The following is a 17,970-nucleotide window of genomic DNA, read 5'->3' on the forward strand; positions in this document are numbered from 1 at the left end:
TCACCCGATGAATTCACCCCCCGAAGCAGCGGTGCTTTAATCACGACCTACCGTATTTTGGCTACGTTTGCCCAGGTCAATGGATAGGTCAACGACGAGTCAAACCGCGCGCTGCGCCCGGGAAACGATCGCCTAAGGTCCTACGATCGCTTTATGACCTGCGTACTTCTCGCCGAGGATGACACCTCGATATCCGAGCCACTCGCGCGTGCGCTGCGCCGCGAGGGCTATCAGGTTGAGGTGAGTCCCGACGGCCCACAGGCCCTGGAAAGGGCACTGTCGGGCGGGATCGACCTCATCGTTCTCGACCTTGGCCTACCAGAGATGGACGGGCTGGAGGTCGCGCGCCGGATCCGCGCCGAAGGGCACGGCACCCCGGTGCTCATACTCACAGCCCGCGTCGACGAGGTGGACACCGTCGTCGGCCTCGACGCCGGCGCCGACGACTACGTGACCAAACCGTTCCGGCTGGCCGAACTGCTCGCCCGGGTACGGGCGCTGCTGCGCCGCGGCACGTCCGAGACCCCGGTCGTGCAGGGAGTGCGCATCGACGCGGACTCCCGGCGCGCCTGGATGGGGGAGAAGGAGCTGCACCTGACCACCAAGGAGTTCGACCTGCTCCGCGTCCTGGTCCGCGACGCGGGCAAGGTCGTCACCCGCGAGCAGATCATGCGCGAGGTGTGGGACACCAACTGGTGGGGTTCCACCAAGACCCTCGACATGCACATCTCCTGGCTACGCCGCAAGCTCGGCGACGACGCGGCCAAGCCGCGCTACATCACGACCGTCCGGGGGGTCGGCTTCCGGTTCGAGCGCGAGTAGATGCGCCGCCGACTGCTCTCCTCCACCCTGGTCGTCGCGGTCATCGCGGTCCTGCTGCTGGGGGTCCCCCTGGGCGTCGTCGTCAGCCGCCTGATCGTCGATGAGGCGGCTCAGGAGCTCGGGGCGGAAGCCAAGCGTCTCGTGGGAGAGGTGGAGTACGCCCGCGTCCAGGAGACGCCGCTCGATCCCCAGCAACTGGAGCAGAAGTACCCGGGCAGATTCATCCAGATCTGGGAACGCGGAACCCCCCTGAGGGTGACCGTCGTCGGCGACCCCCCGCCGTCCGGTCACCTGATGACCGAGGACGCCCAGACCAACACCGGGGTCTACGTACGGATCAGCCGCGACCAGGATCAGGTCGAGCAGGACGTACGGGCCAGGCTGCTGCTCATCGTGGCCCTGGCCGTCGCCGCCCTGGCGGTGGCCGTGAGCCTGGCCGTGGTGCAGTCGCGCCGGCTGACCCTGCCCCTCCAGGACCTGGCGAAGATCGCCGACCGGCTGGGCTCGGGGGACGCGCGGCCGAGCAAACACCGCTACGGCATCCCCGAACTGGACCGGGTGGCCCAGGTGCTCGACCGCAGCGCCACCCGCATCTCCGACCTGCTCACCCGCGAGAGGGAGTTCGCCACCGACGCCTCCCACCAGCTCCGTACCCCCTTGACCGGGCTCACCATGCGCCTGGAGGAGATCGTCGCCGCCTCCGACGAGCCCGAGGTCGTCCGCGAGGAGGGCGAGGCGGCGATCGTCCAGGCCGAGCGGCTGACCGCCGTGATCGACGAGCTGCTGGCCGCCGCCCGCCGCCAGCGCCACGCCCAGGCCGAACCTGTCGCCATCGACGAGGTGCTCGACCAGCAGATCACTGAGTGGGCGCCGGTCTTCCGCGACGCGGGCCGCGGGTTGCACCTCGACGGCGCCCGCGACCTGAAGGCGATGGCCACCACGGGCGGCTTCGGCCAGGTCATCGCCTCGCTGCTGGAGAACTCCCTGCGGCACGGCGGCGGTGACGTCACCGTGACCAGCAGCTGCGGCGACAACTACGTGGTGATCGAGGTGGCGGACCAGGGGCCCGGCATCTCCGACGAGATCGCCCCGAAGATCTTCGAGCGCAACGTGAGCGGTGGGGGAGGCACGGGGCTCGGGCTGACGCTGGCTCGCGCGCTGGCCGCCGCCGACGGCGGCCGGCTGGAGCTCGTACGCCGCCGTCCGGCGACGTTCGCCATCTTCCTGCGGCCGGCGGAGGACGACAACAGGAACCGGGTGGTCAGCGGCCCGGCGTGAGGGGTGGGGTCAGCGCTCCTGCTTGACGCCGCCCTCGGGCAGCTCGACCGGGATCGGCTCGGTGGCCTCCAGGAACACCCACTTCTTGTACGACCAGTAGCGGAAGAGGGTGCCGAGCCCCACGCCGACGATGTTGGCGATGTTGAAGCTGAGGGTGTCGTGCAGGCCGAGCGTGTAGGTGGTGAAGCCGATCGTCAGCATGCCGAACAGCAGCGCGATGCCGTTCAGCAGGAAGAACAGGAAGTATTCGCGGCCCAGCCCGCTCTGCTCGCGGTGCCGGAAGGTCCAGTATCGGTTGCCCAAGTAGGCGAAGGTGGTGGAGATCGTCGTCGCCACGACCTTCGAGGTCAGGGGGCCGAGGTCGAGCACGCTGTTGCACAGGTTGAGCAGGCTCAGGTCGATGACGAACGCCACCGCCCCGATGCTGCCGAACTTGGCCAGCTCGTGCACGAGGGCCGAGAACCGCTGGTAGAGCCGTCTGACGAAATCCACGTCTCTGCTCGGTCCCTTCCCTCATCGTGCCTGTTCGCCCCAGCGTACCGGCCGGGATGTCGGGCGAGTGTCAGACCGCCGAACATACCGCGCAAAGAACATCTAGCGAAATATCGCCTTATGCGGGGCATAACGGCGGGAGGGGGAATACGCTGCGGTGCAGTTCGAGGGCACGCGAACGCTGGACGGCCGTACCTGTGATGCGGCCTGCCGGCTGTGCCTGCGCGACGGCTGGGCGGCCGTGCCTGCGAGACGAGCCGGAACGGCTGCGCTTTGTCAGCGACCCGGAACGGTCGTGCACTGTGAGGCGACCCGGAACGGCGGCGTCTGTGAGGCGACCCGGAACGGCCGCCCAGCCCCGGCCCGTCGCGGATTGCTCCGGGCGGGTCGGGGAAAGCCCATCCGTCCAGGTAAGCTCACCTGGCGTGAGTTCATACAGCCCCATCGGGCCGGTCGTCGGCATCATCGGCGCGGGCCAGCTGGCCAGGATGTCGCAGCTGCCTGCCATCGCGCTCGGCGTCGAGCTGCGGGTGCTGGCCAACAATCCTGAGGAGAGCGCGGCCAGGGTCGTCGTCGACACGCGCATCGGAGACTATCGCGATCTTGGTGATCTGCGCGAGTTCGCCAGGGGCTGCGATGTGATCACGTTCGACCACGAGCACGTGCCCACCGAGCACATCAGGTCCCTGGCCGCCAACGGCTACGTCGTGCACCCGGGCGCCGACGCGCTCGTGCACGCCCAGGACAAGACGGTCATGCGCGAGCGGCTGACCGCGATCGGCGCGCCCTGCCCCGCCTGGGCGCGCGTGCGCTCCGTCGACGACGTCACGGCCTTCGCCGGCGAGCACGGCTGGCCCGTGGTGCTCAAGGCGGTGCGCGGCGGCTACGACGGGCGCGGCGTGTGGGTGTGCCGGTCCCCCGCCGACGTCGTGGAGGCGTTCGCGTCCGGGATCGAGCTCATGGCCGAGGCTTTCGTGCCCTTTGAACGGGAGCTGGCGGTGCTGGTGGCCCGCTCGCCCCACGGGCAGGGCGTGAGCTACCCGGTCGTCGAGACCGTGCAGCAGGACGGTATCTGCGTCGAGGTCATCGCTCCCGCCCCCGGCCTCGATCAGGAGCAGTCGGCCCAGGCCCAGCGCATCGCCCTGACCATCGCCGACCAGCTCGGGGTGACCGGGCTGCTGGCGGTCGAGATGTTCCAGACCTCCGGCGGGCTGGTGGTCAACGAGCTGGCCATGCGCCCCCACAACAGCGGCCACTGGACCATCGAGGGCTCGACGACGTCGCAGTTCGAGCAGCACCTGCGGGCCGTGCTCGACCTGCCGCTCGGCACGCCCAAGATGACCGCCCAGTACGTCGTCATGGCCAACCTGCTCGGCGGCGACGACCCTGACGTGTTCAAGCGCTACGAGCACGTGCTGGCCCACGATCCAGGCATCAAGCTGCACTTCTACGGCAAGGAGGTGCGTCCTGGCCGCAAGATCGGCCACGTGACCGCCCTCGGCTCCAACCTGGACGAAGTACGCGCCCGGGCCCGCCACGCCGCCGTGCACCTGATGACGGGGGAGTACGTGTGAGCAGGCACGTCACCGGGTCGGCAGCAGGACACGGTGCCGCGAGGGTCGCGGGGCCGGCGAAGGAGGCATCGTGATCGGCATCGTCATGGGCAGCGACTCCGACTGGCCGGTGATGAAGGCGGCGGCCGAGGCGGTGGCCGAGTTCGGGGTGCCGTTCGAGGCCGACGTGGTGTCCGCCCACCGCATGCCCGTCGAGATGATCGACTACGGCCGGCAGGCCGCGTCCCGGGGCGTCAAGGTCATCATTGCGGGCGCGGGCGGGGCCGCCCACCTGCCCGGCATGCTGGCCTCGGTCACGCCGCTGCCGGTCATCGGGGTGCCGGTGCCGCTGAAATACCTGGACGGTATGGACTCTTTGCTGTCGATCGTCCAGATGCCGGCCGGGGTGCCGGTCGCCACCGTGGCGGTCGGCGGGGCTCGTAACGCCGGGCTGCTCGCCGTACGCATCCTGGCGGCCTCCGACGAGGGGCTGCGGGCGCGAATGGAGGAGTTCCAGGGGCGGTTGAAGGAGCAGGCGTACGCGAAGGGCGAGAAGCTGCGCGCGGAGGCCGCCGGCCTCTGAGCCCGCCGGGCGCTGAGCCCGGCACCACCGGGACGGGTCGCCGGGCGCTGAGCCCGGCACTACCGGGACGTGGCACTCGGCGCTGAACCCCCTTTATTCATGGGCTCCGAGGCGGTTAGGGTGCCGGGATGGACGACCTGATCAAGGGCCATGCGGCTCGCGTACGCGCCGTGGACCCGCTCGTCGCCGGCCAGGACGAGCTCCACGGCAAGGGCGAATGGTTCGAAGTGCGCGACGCCGTCGGGCTCGCCTCGACGGACCGGCTCGACCCCGACAGCATGCAGGCCACCTGGTCCCCTCTGGTCGTCCACCGCCTCCAGGCCCGCGTCGCGGGCCCCGACCCCGAGGCCGCGCTCGGAGCCGTGCTCGACCGCTGGCTCGCCCGCCGCCGCCCCGCGGGCCCCGGGCAGGCGCTGAGCGTGTCATGGCCGAGCCGCGACACCGCTCCCGTCAAGGCGCTGGCCCTGCGCGGCTTCATGCCCGTCGCCGCCGCGGCGGCCCGCCGCATCCTGCCGCACACGCCTGCCGCTCCCGTCCCCGGCGTCACCGTACGCCGGGCGAACCAGGACGACCTGGACGTCGTGACCGGCATGTACCGGCGGCTGGTCGACTACGACGCCCAGTTCGGCTGGGTCACGGCGCGCGCGTCCACCACGGAGCGGCTGCGGGAGTCGGTGGCCAAGGAGGTGCTGCCGCTGGAGTGGTGCTGGCTCGCCGAGGTATGCGGCCAGGCGGCGGGCTGTGTCATCGTCCAGCCGCCCACCAGGACCCGCTGGATCTCGTCGTCCGTGAACGCCGCGCCCGTGGCGTACCTGGGCACCATGTACGTCGAACCGGCGGCCCGCGGCCAGGGCGTGGGCGTGGCGCTCACCGACGCGGCCCATGATCACGCGGCGGCCGAGGGCGTGACGTCCATGGTGCTGCACCACGCGCTGCCGAACCCGCTCTCGACGCCGTTCTGGGCCCGTCGCGGCTATCGTCCCCTCTTCACCCAGTGGATCCGGCACCTGGCGTAGCCACGGAAGCCGGATGGGGGTCAGGGACGGCCGAGGGCGCGATAGTGCCAGCCCGCCGACCGCCACAAATCGGAGTTGAGCGCGTTGCGCCCGTCCACGATGCGCCGGGTCGCGACCACGGCCCCCAGCTCCACCGGATCGAGCTGCACGAACTCCTGCCACTCCGTCAGCAGCAGCACCACATGCGCCCCGCGCACCGCCTCCACGGCAGATTCGCCGTAGTTGAGCTCGGGATGCGCCTTGCGAGCGTTGTCGAGGGCGATCGGGTCGTACACGGTGACCTGTCCGCCCTGATGCCCGATCGTCACGGCGACGTCGAGGGCGGGAGAGTCGCGGATGTCGTCGGAGTTCGGCTTGAACGCCGCGCCCAGCACGCCCACCGTGCACCCGTGGAAGGAGCCGCCGGCCAGCTCTCTGGCCAGGTCGACCATGCGGGCCCGGCGCCGCATGTTGATGGCGTCCACCTCGCGCAGGAACGTCAGCGCCTGGTCCGCGCCCAGCTCGCCGGCGCGGGCCATGAAGGCCCTGATGTCCTTGGGCAGGCAGCCGCCGCCGAAGCCGAGGCCGGCGTTGAGGTAGCGGCCACCGATGCGGTCGTCGTACGAGAGCGCCTCGGACAGCAGCTCGACGTCGGCGTGCGCGGCCTCGCAGACCTCGGCCATGGCGTTGATGAAGGAGATCTTGGTGGCCAGGAACGCGTTGGCGGCCGTCTTGACCAGCTCGGCCGTGGCGAAGTCGGTCACCACGACCGGCACCTCGCCCAGCGGCTCGTAGATCTCGCGCAACATCTTCTCGGCCCGCTCGCTGCGTACGCCGAGGACGATGCGGTCGGGGTGGAGCGTGTCCTGGACGGCGAAGCCCTCGCGCAGGAACTCGGGGTTCCAGGCCAGCTCGGCGTGCCCGCCCGCCGGGGCGAGCCGGGTCAGCTTGTCGGCCATCCGCTCGGCCGTGCCCACGGGAACGGTGGACTTGCCGACCACCAGGCACTCGCGATCGAGGAACGGGGCGAGGGACTCGATGGCGTTGTCCATGTATGTGACGTCTGCGGCATACTCGCCGCGTTTCTGCGGTGTGCCCACGCAGACGAAGTGCACGTCGCCGAAGGCGGCGACCTCCTCGTAGGAGGTGGTGAAGCGGAGCCGGCCCGATTCGAGGCCACGGCGAAGGACGGTTTCGAGGCCCGGTTCGTGAATGGGAAGCTCGCCCGCGTTCAGCCGGCGGATCTTGTCGGCGTCGATATCGAGGCCCAGGACGTCGAATCCGAGATCAGCCATGCACGCCGCATGCGTGATGCCCAGGTATCCGGTCCCGATCACCGTGAGGCGATATGGCACGAGGAGGCTCCTTTCGATCGCGCAGGCATGCTACCGGCTACCGGCCCTCGCTATCTGCTACGTGCCACCTGCAATTCCCCGCAAACCGTACCCGCTGGTAACAAGATGCTCGGACGTCCTAGTATTTGCAGCATGAGCTTCCCTCTCTATGCGCCCGCCGAAGAGCACGACATGCTCAGGGAGACCGTACGGGCCCTGGCCGACGAGAAGATCGCGCCGCACGCCGCCGAGATCGACGAGACCGAGGAGTTCTCCTGGGACGTCTACAAGGCGCTCGTGGCGGCGGACATGCACGCCGTACACGTCCCTGAGCAGTACGGGGGCGCCGGGGCGGACGCGCTGGCCACGGTCATCGTCATCGAGGAGGTGGCCCGCGCCTGCGCGTCGTCCTCCCTCATCCCCGCCGTGAACAAACTCGGCACGGTCCCCCTCCTGCTCTCGGCGTCGGAGGAGCTCAAGTCCCGCTACCTCGCGCCGGTAGCGCGCGGGGAGGCGATGTTCTCGTACGCGCTGTCGGAGCCGGAGGCCGGCTCGGACGCCGCCGCCATGAAGACGAGAGCGGTGGCCGACGGCGACCACTACGTCCTCAACGGCGTGAAGATGTGGATCACGAACGCGGGCGTCTCCGAGTACTACACCCTGATGGCGGTGACGGACCCGGAGGCCGGCGCGCGCGGCATCTCCGCGTTCGTGGTGGAGAAGTCCGACGAAGGCGTCTCCTTCGGCCCCAAGGAGAAGAAGCTCGGCATCAAGGGCTCACCCACCCGCCAGGTCATCCTCGACGACGTCCGCATCCCGGCCTCCCGCATGATCGGCGCCCCCGGCAGCGGCTTCAAGACCGCCCTCGCCACCCTCGACCACACCCGCATCACCATCGCCGCCCAGGCCCTCGGCATCGCCCAGGGAGCCCTCGACTTCGCGATCGGCTACATCAAGGAACGCAAGCAGTTCGGCCGCCCGGTGGCCGACTTCCAGGGCCTCCAGTTCATGATCGCCGACATGTCCATGAAGCTCGAAGCGGCCCGCCAGCTCACGTACCACGCCGCCGCCAAGTCGGAACGCGCGATGCACGGGGAGCCCCAGAAGGACCTGACCTTCCTGTCGAGCGCGGCGAAGTGCGCCGCCTCGGACGCGGCCATGGAGATCACCACGGACGCGGTGCAACTGCTCGGCGGGTACGGCTACACGAAGGACTTCCCGGTGGAACGCATGATGCGCGACGCCAAGATCACCCAGATCTACGAGGGCACCAACCAGATCCAGCGCGTGGTCATGGCCCGCCAGCTCCTCAAATAGGCCCAGGGGGAAAGCACGGTCATCGCAAAAGCGGCGCTTCGCGCACAGAAGCTCAGACTGCACCTTTGGGGGGCACGGCCCCCCAAGCCCCAACCCAAAAGCAAGGTCTTCCCTGGGGGCGCTGCGCGCACGGGGCTCAGGCTGTGTCCATCGGGGCGCGGCCCCCAAACCCCAGCTCAAACCCCGCCGCGTCAGCCGATGACCTGAACAGGTCCTTCGACCCCATCCAGCCCGTGTCACGCACCCATATCCGCTCGTAGGCGTAGGAGGAGGGCGGGATCCAGAGGGGCATTCGGCTGGTCATCGACGCGGGCCGCACCGGCTGTCCCATAGGACCTCTTGAAGGAGATCGGCCGGGCGACGGCGATCACCCGGTTGTGACTGGTGAGCCGCTGTGACCGGGGCCGGTGAGGCCGTGTCTGGATTTTGTCGGTCAGACGAAACCCTCGGCGACAAGCCGTGCGCCGTGTTCGTCTATGACGTGTCGCTGGCCTGATCCTCCGGCGATGCGGCTCCAGCTTTCCACGGTCAGTTCGGCCCCGCTCAGCCGATAACTGAAACCGCCGTACATGCCGGGAACGGCGAACCAGCAGGCCGGGTTCTGTTGCTCGGTGAGCGGCTCCAGCTCGGGAAGGCGCAACTGATGATCGGTGATCAGATCGTCGGCACGGTCGTGAATCAGCAGGTGGAAGTGGCGTTGGATCGATCTCAGGGTCTCTGCCGGCAGTGGGTGGTGGACGACCGGCGTCAGCGGTACCAGGAGATGATGGTGTCCCCTGCGATCGGCGATGTCGAGCGCCCGCTCTCCTTGAGCCGTGCGCAGCGTGCGCCAGGCGCCGTACGCGACCAGCCGGTGAGCGATGTCGGCGTCGGCGCCGTGCCAGGCGACCTGGTGAAGCGGGGCGTACCAGCTACTGCCGCCGACTCTGCCGCTGTTGATCCAGCCACGGTGTCTTTCGAGGAGATCCAGGACCGTGGACCAATCACCGTCACGCGCCGCGTCCGCCAGCTTGTCGCGTCCCTCGATCGCCTTGTCGCTGTAAGTCGACCGCAGTGTGACGCCGTCCCATGTGGAAACCTCGTCCTGCCCCATGTGACACCATTCTGCTCGGTCGCCGGTAGTCCATCGAGTCCGCAGGTCGTCGGCCGTGCCGGTGATGATCAGGTTGGTGGGAGCGTCGAGGTCGCTGATGTGACCAGCTGCTCGGTCAAGGGTGGTGGAGGCTGCGGCGGACACGTTCCAGGTCGGCTTTGGCCGTCTTGGTCAGGGTCTGTTCAGGGCCCATCACGGCCTCGAACCGGGCGGCTACTCGTTCGTATCCGGCGAGGGCGTCGTCGGCCCGTCCCGCAGCCTCGTACGCGGCGGCCAGGCCGTGCAGTGTGATCAGCGTGTCGGGATGGTCGGCGCCGATCACCCGTTCCTGGGCGGTCGTGACCACTTCGTACAAGCGGGCGGCCTCGACGGCGCGGCCTGCTGCCGCGTGTGCCCAGGCGACCCGTCCACGTATGACGAGAGCGTCAGGACTGTCGACGCCGAAGAGCCGTTCGTGATCGGCCGCCAGTCGCTCGAACAGGTCGGCCGCCCGGTCCGGCTGTCCGGCGTCGACACACACATATGCCTGGGAGAAGCGGGCCTGCAAGAGGGTCGGGTGGCCGGGGTCGAGCAGGCGGGTCTGGTCGGTGACGACCTGGTCCAGGAGCGCCAGCGCCTCGGCGGGCCGGCCGGCCGTGGTGTGGCTGAACGCGTGCCAGGAGCGGGCCAGCAGCGTATCCGGTGATCATCGCCCAGGACCCGGGCACGTTCGGACGCGACGTGCTGGAAGAGTTCGCGTGCCTGCGAGGCCTGATCCGCCGGGTAGGACCGCGCCAGCGTGAAGAGGGCGGTGAGCGTGTCCGGATGGTCGGCAGGCAGGAACTTCTCGCGCCCTGCGACGAGACTCTGCGCGATCGGAAAGGCTCGGATGTCGTCATTGAGATAGATGAGGTGATTGGCCGCCACCTCCCAGACGCGGAGCACGATCTCGGCAGCCGGCTGGGCATGCGCGGAGTCATCGTCGCCGAACTGCTCCATGGCCTCCCACAGGGCCGTCGCGTGGCCGGCCACCGCCATGATCGTGGGCGATTTCCGCCAGGTGTCCTTGTCGGGGATCTCCTCGACGGCCGCGCGCATCCGCTGGGCGGCCGTCTCGATCAACTGCGCCAGAGTGCGGTCACGCATGGCCTGTTCGCGTACGGCACGGCGGACCAGGCGGTGGACGAACGCGGTGGTGTCGTCGCGGCTGAAGGTCACCAGCGATCGACCGGCCAGCCGGCTCAATGCCGTTTGTGCCTCCGCGCCGAGCAGGTCCAGGCCGATGCCTGAGGTCGACAGCGCCGACAGTTCGCCGAGCAGGTGCGCGGACGCCGGGTCGATCTCCCCGACCGACTGCATGATCGCCTGCGCGACTCCTCGGGGGTAGGGCTCGCCACGAGGCCGCGTCAGGAGCACCTCGACCGGGGTGGTGCGCAGCCGTACGAGATAGGACGCACAGGACAGGCGGGGAGGGCCGAGCAGCGCGGCGGCGGCGATGGAGAGGGCGAGCGGCAGGCGATCCAGTTCCTGGGCGAGCGGCCGGAACCCGTCGCCCTCGTCGCCGCCCACCCGCATGCTGAGGTAGCTGACCGCCTCCTCCTCCGAGAACTGCTCCACCGTGATCAGCGTGGCGAGCCGCTCGAAAGATTGATCATTGGTGGTGATCAGTACGCGTGCTCGGCCGTGGGACGGGAGCAGCGACGCGAGCAGGTCGGGGTCCGTCGCGTTGTCGATCACGACGAGGTACGGTTCGCGGCGTTCCTGGAGCCAGGCTCTGACCTTGCGCGTCACGGTCGCCGCATCGTCGCCCTCGCCGCGGATCCGGAGTTCGGCGGCCATCCGATCCACGGATCCGTGCAGTTGCCCGGCGGTTTCCGCGTGCAGCCACGCCACGGGAACACCCTGGTCGATGCAGACGCGGGCGTAGGTGGCGGCCAGGTGCGTCTTGCCGACCCCGCGTCCGCCGGCCAGCGCGCACACCGCCGCCGCATGATGCCCGGAGAACACCTTGTCGATGCGCTTACTCAGGTCCGGACGCGGCTGGAAAGCCTTCGGCTCGCGGGGAACCTCGCCGATCACCGCGGGCGCGGAGCGTCGGTCGGCCTCCGGGGCGGGTTCCGGGCCGGTGTTCGGCTTCGCCTGCCCGGCCCAGATGGCGAGCGGGGTTCCTGGAAGGAGGACGACCAGCCCCACGACGATGCTCGTGGTGTCCAGCGCGAGCCCACGCGCCACACAGATCCACCAGGCCAGAACCCCCGCCGTGGACGGGACCACCGCCGCGATCGTGACCTTGAGCCAATGCGGCATCTCCGCCCTTCCTGCGCGCGAACGGTTTCGGTGATGAGCCGGAACGCCGTACCCGACGAGTTTGACATGCGGTGATCGGCTTGTCGCGGCCGGTTTTCCCGTGCTGGGTGATCTTCACACGGTGATCCGGAGGTGCGAGCATGACGCGGCATGACCATCGATGAGTTCTGGGATTTGATCGAGCGTTCCGGGCGTGAGAGCAGCACGAGGAAAGTGCGGGTCGCGTGGCTGGTGGACGAGCTCGCTCGGCGGCCCGTCGATGAGATCGTCGATTATCACGGCCTGTGGACGAGCACGATGAACCGCGGTTGCACCGTGGATCTCTACGCGGCGTACTGGTTCGTCTTCCAACTGGGTTCGCTGGACGGCTTCGAGTACTTCGTGCGCTGGCTCGTCAGCTTGGGACGGGAGACGTTCGAGATGGTGACCGACTGCCCTGATCGGCTGGTCGAGGCGCCTCAGGTTCTGCGGATGGTGGAGCTGGAGGAGTCGTACGACGGCACGGGGGAGTCACCTCGCCCCGGATTCGAATCGCTGGGGTACGTGGCGTATTACGCCTATGAGAAGGCGACCGGAGAAGCCGCCGATGGGCTCGTCGGGGCTGTTGAGAGCAGGTTTCCGCTGGTTCCGGCTATCGGTGGCGGTCCCGAGGGGGAGGATTGGGATTTCGACGATAAGCGGGAAGTGGCTCGCAGGTTGCCGCGGATAGCGCGCTACCTGGATCAAGGCTGACGCCGCCGCGCCTTGCCCGGTCGTTCTTCTAGCGGGTCGGGGTGAAGGAGGAGGCGATCAGCCAGAGGGCGCCGGCTGCGATCAACAGGGTGACGATGACGTACCTCGTGCGGGCCTGCGGGCGGCGCATCAGGTTTCTGGCCAGGCGGGCGGTGCCGGTCCAGGAGAAGCGTGGCGGCGGGTACCAGGCGGCCGATGCGACCAGTGCGGCCGTGAGAAGCAGGCGCCAGGACGCTGAATCGGTGAGAAGCAGTTCGAAGACGTCTGTGCCGAGGCTGACGCATGACGCGATTTCGACGAGGACGAACAGGAGCAGGGCTGCCGCGGACGTCGAGCCGGCTGTGCGTCTCCAGCGTGGGGGAGCCGTGGCCGTGGTGATCGCGGCGAGGGCGACGAGGACGAGGGGCAGGCCGATCCTGTCGGCGTCGCCGAACCACGACGCGAGGCCGTCCCAGACGGACGTCTCGGTGATGTAGGCAGTGCCGCCGATGAACATGGTGTACATGGGCGGAAGGCGGTCGAACAGCGCCGGCCACGCCGCCGCGATGGCGGCGACGGCCCAGAGGATCAGCCCGTACCTCCTGTGGGGCCGGGGCGATCGGGCGGTCAGGAGCAGGGCTCCGGCGGACAGCGGGTAGCAGGTGATCAGGAGCCAAGGCGGCGTGAGGGCATGGGGCCGGCCACGATGATCGGCAGCAGGAGCACGACCCAGAAGAGGAGTTCCCCTGGCAGGTCGTCCGGCGCGTACGAACTCCATCTGTAGGGGCCCGCCAGCGAGTACAGGCCCTCGAACGCGTACAGATCTTCCAGCGGGTACGAGTTCTCCCCTGCGTGATATGGCGGCGGAGCGCAGAACCAGCCGACTGTTTGCCGACCGATTCCGAAGGCGGTCAGGATCACCGGCCCGGACGCCGCCAGAACCGCGCCGGAGCGCAGGAGTGCCGCCGTTTTCGGGGATGGCGTGGGTAACGCGGGTTGCTGATCCTGGGTCATGCTGCCGCCTTCTCCTTGGGAAGATCAATTGGAGAAGTGTAGTGATGGTGGGCGTGTTTACTGGAGCGTGGGGGGAGGGGTCATTCGGAGTTCGGTGGCTATGGCGGTGGTGAGGTGGGTGGTTTCTTCGGACACGAGGTTGCGCAGGGTGTCCGGAGTGCGGTCGGTGAGGTGTGATCGGTCCATCGTGAATTGTGCTCTGGCGATGTTCCTGCCGCGTTCGATCCGGTGGTGGTTCTTGTCGGCGTTGACGGTGATGCCGACCTTGATCTTGCGGAGTGAGGTCTGCCGCCACCACGCGAGCCATTCCGCGGAGTGGTTGAGTTTCCGGTCGAGTTCGTGGGCGGCGGTGAGGTAGGCCGCCGGGATGGATTTCCCGGCCGATCCCCGGAAAGTCTCCCACCAGCCTTCGTCGGGGGGTGAAGGCGCTCTCAGGGGGTCGAGTTCGTCGTACCAGTCGAGGCCGGCGGACTCCCACAGGGTCGTGGCCGCCAGGTCGATGAGGAGTTCGGCTTCGCCGGCGTCCCATTCCGATTCTTCGACCGTGGAGGGATCGGTGATGACGGTGTCGTAGCGGGCCCGGCCGGCGGCGACGATCGCGTAGAGGAGGTTTTCGTGGGCGTCTCCCGACAGGGGCAGGGGCGGGTGCCCGGCGTCGGTGATGTCGGGGATGGCGGAGTCGGCCAGCGGTAGTTCGGTGAGTGCGCTTACTTTGGCGGCGAGGTGGGCGCAGAAGGACTCCACGTCTTCCGGTGAGAGTGAGGACAGTTGCTCGCCGAGGACGTCGACGCTGTCGTCGTCGATCACCCCGTCGAGTTCGTCGATCAGATCCCAGAAGGTCTCTTCGGTCATCGGCGAAGCCTTCCCTGCGGGTGCGGAGGAGAACGTGAGACGCCGGTCTCGGCGTCTCACGTTCTTGTCGGCGAGGGCCCTGCTATTTACAGCTTTTCAGCTGTCCGGGAGGGCAGTGGCCGTGCATGATGAAATACGCGGTGATCCTGCCGTGCTCCCACCAGCGTGCCTTGAGATAGCCCACTTTACGCGTGAGGATCTTGTACGTGCAGCCGCCCAGGATGCCGAAGTGGAAATTGCACGCCCTCAGCTGTTCCTGCGGTCGCACCACGCCCCGGGAGGCGAGGCTGATCCCGTACTTGTAGGTCTTGCGGCCGTAGAAGATCTCGTATCCGATGTAGAGATTGCGATCGTTCCTGGCCTTGTTGGAATTGATGTCGGGACGTTGGACGGCGGTTCTGGCCTTGGTCAGGTTGACGCTGCAGCCGTGCCGCTTGCAGTAGTTGATCGCCTGTTGCGTGGTCGTGACGGTCACCACCGTGCCGACGCTGAAGATCAGCGCGGTCATCAGCTCCGCCCCGCCGATCGCCAGCAGGGGGACGGCGAAGACGAGGGCGCCCTGGCGCCGGTCCTCGGCGGAGGCGATCCCGAGGTAAGGGGTCGCGTGCGCGACGGCGGTGGTGCTGACGTTCGCGCCGGCCGCCGACGTGGGCGGGGGTGCGGTCGTGGTGAGGAGGCCGGCGAGGGTGAGTCCCAAGCAGATCCGCAGGCCGGCCCGGCGTAACCGTGGTCGTCGCATGGTGGTCCTCTCGTACCGGGGATGAGGTCAACTCGCGGTACGAGGGGGGAGGGTTCGGGTGTTCAGGTCGGAGAGCGGGTGAGGTGCTGTCATAGCGAAGCGGTCTGGGACGTGGTGGTCGGTTGCCTACTCCTTGCCCATGAGCTGGGCCAGGCGGGTCCAGGCCGGGGACGAGGCTTCGGGCTGGGATTGCTGGGCCAGGCGGGCGACGGCCGGGTTCTGTACGGGGCGGGTCTCGGAGCGGCTGTGGTGGCGGGCGAACCAGTCGCGGGTACGGTCCGCGAGCCCCGGGAGCCGGGGGTCGTCCGGCGACCAGTCGTAGGCGGCGTCGTGTTCGAGGTAGAGGGCACGGAACTCGGGATCGGCGATGAGCTCGTGCTTCTCGGCGATCCACACGGCGGCGTCCTCGGGTGAGGCCGTCCGCATGAGGATCCAGCCGTCGCGTTCCAGCTGGATCTGGCGCTCGCTGACGCCGATGTCGCGCAGGGCGTCGAGGTGGTCGGCGACCTCGGTGGAGACGTAGAGCCGGTCGCCGCCCTGGAGTTGGGCGAGCTGGTCGCGAAGGTGCTCCAGTTGCGCGATGCGGTCCTGGAGGTTCAGGTCGATCTCGGTGACGGCCGCGGTGAGGATGTCCGGGTCCGCGTCGAGGAGGTCCTTGATCCGGGCCAGTGGCACGCCCGCACGGGCCAGGGTTCTGATCTTGACGAGGTCGATGGCGTGCTTGGCGGTGTAGCGGCGGTAGCCGGAGGAGTCGCGGCCGGGCTCGGGGAGCAGGCCGCGCTCGTGATAGTGGCGGATGGCCTTGGTGGTCACCCCGGCGTAGTTCGCCAACTGGCCGATCGTGAACATGCCGGGAATCCTTCCATCAAGCGGTCTATGGGTGGGTTGAGCGGCCAAGGAGGCGGTCAGGCGGGTCGGGCCGGCCTGGCGGTTCGGGGGTCAGGTGCGGCGGGTGAGGCGACCGCCGGCGTTGCGGTAGCGCGCCCGGCCGTCGCGGATGTCGTGGAAGGAGACCAGCAGCAGCCTCAGGTAGCCGTCGAAGACTTCCATCGGATATCCGGCGGGCGCGAACAGACCCGGCCGGATCGGTACGTAACGCTGCGGCGGTGCGGAGGTCGTGCCGCCGGCGAACTCGGTGAAGATCCGCTCCTGCGACTCGTCCGCCGGTTCGTACGTCGTCCGCTCCTCCAGCTGGCCGTCCACGATGCTGACGTCGATGCGGAGCTGGTCGGAGCGGTACGTGCCCGCGTACGGAGTCAGATCGACGTCCTCGCGCACGCCGGTGATCAGCCTGGGCAGCGGGACGCCGAGGTGGTCGGTCAGCAGCCGGCACAGGAGCTGGTCCTGGACCATGAGCGCTCCCGGGGTGTTGCCGAAGGCGGTGAAGACGAGGTCGTGCTCGGGCACGACGCACAGGAGGGACACGCCGCCGGGCGACGCGCCGGACATGGCGAGCACCGTCGTGTCGCCGAAGGGGTACAGGACCCAGCCCAGCCCCATCGGCGGCACGTTCGGGCTGTCCATGTCGTACGAGACCTGCCACATCAGCGCGACCGACTCGGCCGACAGGACGCGCGTGCCCGATGGGGCGATGCCGCCCGCGAGGTGGGTGCGGCCGAAGGCGAGCAGGTCGGCGACGGTGCCGATCGGGGTGCCGCCGGCCGGTCCCCAGGTCTCGGGCAGGGTGAACATGTTCGTCGGCCGAAGCAGCCCGGTCTCGGGGTCGGGGAAGTGGCCGACGGCCGTGCTGCGCAGGATGGCCTGCTCGGCCGACGTACTGGAGTCCTTCATGCCGACGGGCGCGTAGACGTCCCGTGCGAGCAGGTCGGCGAACGGCAGGCCGGTCACCACCTCCAGCAGGCGGCCCGCGACGATCATGCCGCCGTTGGAGTAGCTGAGCCGCTCGCCCGGCTCGAACAGGGTGCCGCACCCGCTCGCCAGCCCGTTCATGTACGTTTTCAGCGCGTCGCGGCCCTTGGCGTCGGGGAAGTACAGGTCCGCGTCGATGCCGTTGGTGTGCGAGAGCAGGTGCCGGACCAGGATCTTGTCCGCCGCGCCCGGCACGGCCAGGGCGAACTCGGGAAGGTAGGCGACCACCGGCGAGTCCAGGTCGATTTGCCCGCGTTCGACCTGCTGCATGACGAGTGTGGTGGTCAAGACCTTGGTGACCGAGCCGAAGAGGAAGCCGGTGTCCTCCAGCATGGGCGCGCCGGTGGCGAGGTTGGCGGTGCCGTGGGCGACGATGATCTGCTCGCCGGCGTGGTGGACGCCCGCGACGAAGCCGGGCACCTCGCCGGACTCGCAGGCGGCGGCGATCTGCTCGCGGAAGTGGGTCTCGACGGTGTGGAGCGCGTTGGTGTTCATGTGGAGCATCGTTCAGGCTTGCCCCTGGGGCAAGGTCAAGGGCTCGTTCGGGAACGGATGCCGCCGCCGTCCCCATGCGCCGCCGTCCCCATGCCGGCGCCGGGCACCCGGTACGGTGGGCTGCGTGTCCTGGACGCTCGAAACGCCCGATGGCAGGTCGTTGCGCGTCAACGCCTGGAACTGGCGGCCGACCCTGGAGTTGCTGGAGCGGGGCCGCGTGCTGGACGAGGAGACGCTGATGGCGCTCGGCTACAACGGCCGGGTGGAGCTGAGCGGCGCGGAAGCCCGTCAGATCGCCGTCTTCCTCGACGGTTACCTGCCGGGCGTGCCCGGTGAGGGGCGGGTGCTGCTCGACGGGACGGTCACCACGGAACCCGACACCTTCGAGTTCCACCGCGAGGAGCTCGACCGCAACTACTCGGCGACGACCGAATGGCTGACCGGTTTCCGCGATTTCTGCCGGGACGCGCCGCAGGGCTTCACCTGCTCCTGACCAGCCCTCGGGCGATTTCGCCAAATATGGCGATATACCCGAAA

General features: G+C 68.9%; 18 protein-coding genes and 1 pseudogene. 8 read left to right on the forward strand and 11 right to left on the reverse strand.

What is annotated here, in order from left to right; genetic code table 11:
- The first annotated feature begins 153 nt into the window (after nt 1-153).
- Both AB0C28_RS19275 and AB0C28_RS19280 read left to right on the forward strand, forming a co-directional pair.
- Entirely contained in the window at nt 154-822 is a 669-nt protein-coding gene (locus tag AB0C28_RS19275; protein WP_043620820.1) for a response regulator transcription factor, read from the forward strand.
- Nucleotides 823-2,100 carry an ATP-binding protein gene (locus tag AB0C28_RS19280; RefSeq protein ID WP_357847372.1) on the forward strand — a complete coding sequence of 426 codons (1,278 nt, stop codon included), beginning with the start codon at nt 823-825 and terminating at the stop codon, nt 2,098-2,100.
- 9 nt (nt 2,101-2,109) lie between these two features.
- Here AB0C28_RS19280 and AB0C28_RS19285 read toward each other — a convergent pair whose 3' ends face one another.
- On the reverse strand, nt 2,110-2,592 hold the full coding sequence (locus AB0C28_RS19285; protein WP_357847369.1) for a GtrA family protein: 483 nt from the start codon (nt 2,590-2,592) through the stop codon (nt 2,110-2,112).
- Nucleotides 2,593-3,017: 425 nt separating this feature from the next.
- On the opposite strand from AB0C28_RS19285, the gene AB0C28_RS19290 reads away from it, so the two are divergent.
- The 3 genes from AB0C28_RS19290 (at nt 3,018) to AB0C28_RS19300 (ending at nt 5,744) form a co-directional block, all read left to right on the forward strand.
- Nucleotides 3,018-4,166 (forward strand): 5-(carboxyamino)imidazole ribonucleotide synthase, encoded by a 1,149-nt coding sequence (locus AB0C28_RS19290; RefSeq protein WP_357847366.1) that lies wholly within the window; start codon nt 3,018-3,020, stop codon nt 4,164-4,166.
- A gap of 85 nt (nt 4,167-4,251) precedes the next feature.
- Nucleotides 4,252-4,728 (forward strand): 5-(carboxyamino)imidazole ribonucleotide mutase, encoded by a 477-nt coding sequence (purE, locus tag AB0C28_RS19295; protein WP_357847878.1) that lies wholly within the window; start codon nt 4,252-4,254, stop codon nt 4,726-4,728.
- Nucleotides 4,729-4,856: 128 nt separating this feature from the next.
- On the forward strand, nt 4,857-5,744 hold the full coding sequence (locus tag AB0C28_RS19300) for a GNAT family N-acetyltransferase (RefSeq protein WP_357847362.1): 888 nt from the start codon (nt 4,857-4,859) through the stop codon (nt 5,742-5,744).
- Nucleotides 5,745-5,764: 20 nt separating this feature from the next.
- On the opposite strand, the gene AB0C28_RS19305 is transcribed toward AB0C28_RS19300, so the two are convergent.
- Nucleotides 5,765-7,078 carry a UDP-glucose/GDP-mannose dehydrogenase family protein gene (locus AB0C28_RS19305; protein WP_357847359.1) on the reverse strand — a complete coding sequence of 438 codons (1,314 nt, stop codon included), beginning with the start codon at nt 7,076-7,078 and terminating at the stop codon, nt 5,765-5,767.
- Between the two features lie 132 nt (nt 7,079-7,210).
- On the opposite strand from AB0C28_RS19305, the gene AB0C28_RS19310 reads away from it, so the two are divergent.
- Nucleotides 7,211-8,374, forward strand: a complete 1,164-nt coding sequence (locus AB0C28_RS19310; protein ID WP_358076085.1) for an acyl-CoA dehydrogenase family protein — start codon at nt 7,211-7,213, stop codon at nt 8,372-8,374.
- A gap of 433 nt (nt 8,375-8,807) precedes the next feature.
- Here AB0C28_RS19310 and AB0C28_RS19315 read toward each other — a convergent pair whose 3' ends face one another.
- The 3 genes and pseudogenes from AB0C28_RS19315 to AB0C28_RS19325 all read right to left on the reverse strand — a co-directional run.
- Nucleotides 8,808-9,467 (reverse strand): hypothetical protein, encoded by a 660-nt coding sequence (locus AB0C28_RS19315; RefSeq protein WP_358076088.1) that lies wholly within the window; start codon nt 9,465-9,467, stop codon nt 8,808-8,810.
- A 115-nt stretch (nt 9,468-9,582) separates the two neighbouring features.
- Complete coding sequence (locus AB0C28_RS19320; protein ID WP_358076091.1) at nt 9,583-9,822, reverse strand: tetratricopeptide repeat protein; 240 nt, start codon at nt 9,820-9,822, stop codon at nt 9,583-9,585.
- 111 nt (nt 9,823-9,933) lie between these two features.
- A pseudogene (locus AB0C28_RS19325) lies at nt 9,934-10,140 on the reverse strand (tetratricopeptide repeat protein); the annotation flags it as partial.
- 1,763 nt (nt 10,141-11,903) lie between these two features.
- Here AB0C28_RS19325 and AB0C28_RS19330 point away from each other — a divergent pair.
- Nucleotides 11,904-12,485 (forward strand): DUF4240 domain-containing protein, encoded by a 582-nt coding sequence (locus AB0C28_RS19330; protein ID WP_357847345.1) that lies wholly within the window; start codon nt 11,904-11,906, stop codon nt 12,483-12,485.
- Between the two features lie 28 nt (nt 12,486-12,513).
- On the opposite strand, the gene AB0C28_RS19335 is transcribed toward AB0C28_RS19330, so the two are convergent.
- From AB0C28_RS19335 to AB0C28_RS19360, 6 genes are all read right to left on the reverse strand, one after another.
- The gene (locus AB0C28_RS19335) at nt 12,514-12,990 is read right to left on the reverse strand and encodes a hypothetical protein (protein ID WP_358076094.1); all 477 of its coding nucleotides are present in this window, start codon (nt 12,988-12,990) and stop codon (nt 12,514-12,516) included.
- Nucleotides 12,991-13,130: 140 nt separating this feature from the next.
- Nucleotides 13,131-13,478 carry a hypothetical protein gene (locus tag AB0C28_RS19340; RefSeq protein WP_358076096.1) on the reverse strand — a complete coding sequence of 116 codons (348 nt, stop codon included), beginning with the start codon at nt 13,476-13,478 and terminating at the stop codon, nt 13,131-13,133.
- A gap of 57 nt (nt 13,479-13,535) precedes the next feature.
- Nucleotides 13,536-14,330, reverse strand: coding sequence for a DUF4240 domain-containing protein (locus tag AB0C28_RS19345; RefSeq protein ID WP_358076099.1), 795 nt, complete (start codon nt 14,328-14,330; stop codon nt 13,536-13,538).
- 82 nt (nt 14,331-14,412) lie between these two features.
- Complete coding sequence (locus AB0C28_RS19350; protein WP_358076101.1) at nt 14,413-15,069, reverse strand: hypothetical protein; 657 nt, start codon at nt 15,067-15,069, stop codon at nt 14,413-14,415.
- 126 nt (nt 15,070-15,195) lie between these two features.
- Nucleotides 15,196-15,918, reverse strand: a complete 723-nt coding sequence (locus AB0C28_RS19355) for a MerR family transcriptional regulator (RefSeq protein WP_357847325.1) — start codon at nt 15,916-15,918, stop codon at nt 15,196-15,198.
- 90 nt (nt 15,919-16,008) lie between these two features.
- On the reverse strand, nt 16,009-17,433 hold the full coding sequence (locus AB0C28_RS19360) for a serine hydrolase domain-containing protein (protein WP_358076104.1): 1,425 nt from the start codon (nt 17,431-17,433) through the stop codon (nt 16,009-16,011).
- A gap of 124 nt (nt 17,434-17,557) precedes the next feature.
- Here AB0C28_RS19360 and AB0C28_RS19365 point away from each other — a divergent pair, with 124 nt between their 5' ends.
- Nucleotides 17,558-17,926, forward strand: coding sequence for a hypothetical protein (locus AB0C28_RS19365; RefSeq protein WP_357847319.1), 369 nt, complete (start codon nt 17,558-17,560; stop codon nt 17,924-17,926).
- Nucleotides 17,927-17,970: the final 44 nt, after the last annotated feature.

This window comes from Nonomuraea sp. NPDC048892 (assembly GCF_040649735.1).
Classification (GTDB): domain Bacteria; phylum Actinomycetota; class Actinomycetes; order Streptosporangiales; family Streptosporangiaceae; genus Nonomuraea; species Nonomuraea maheshkhaliensis.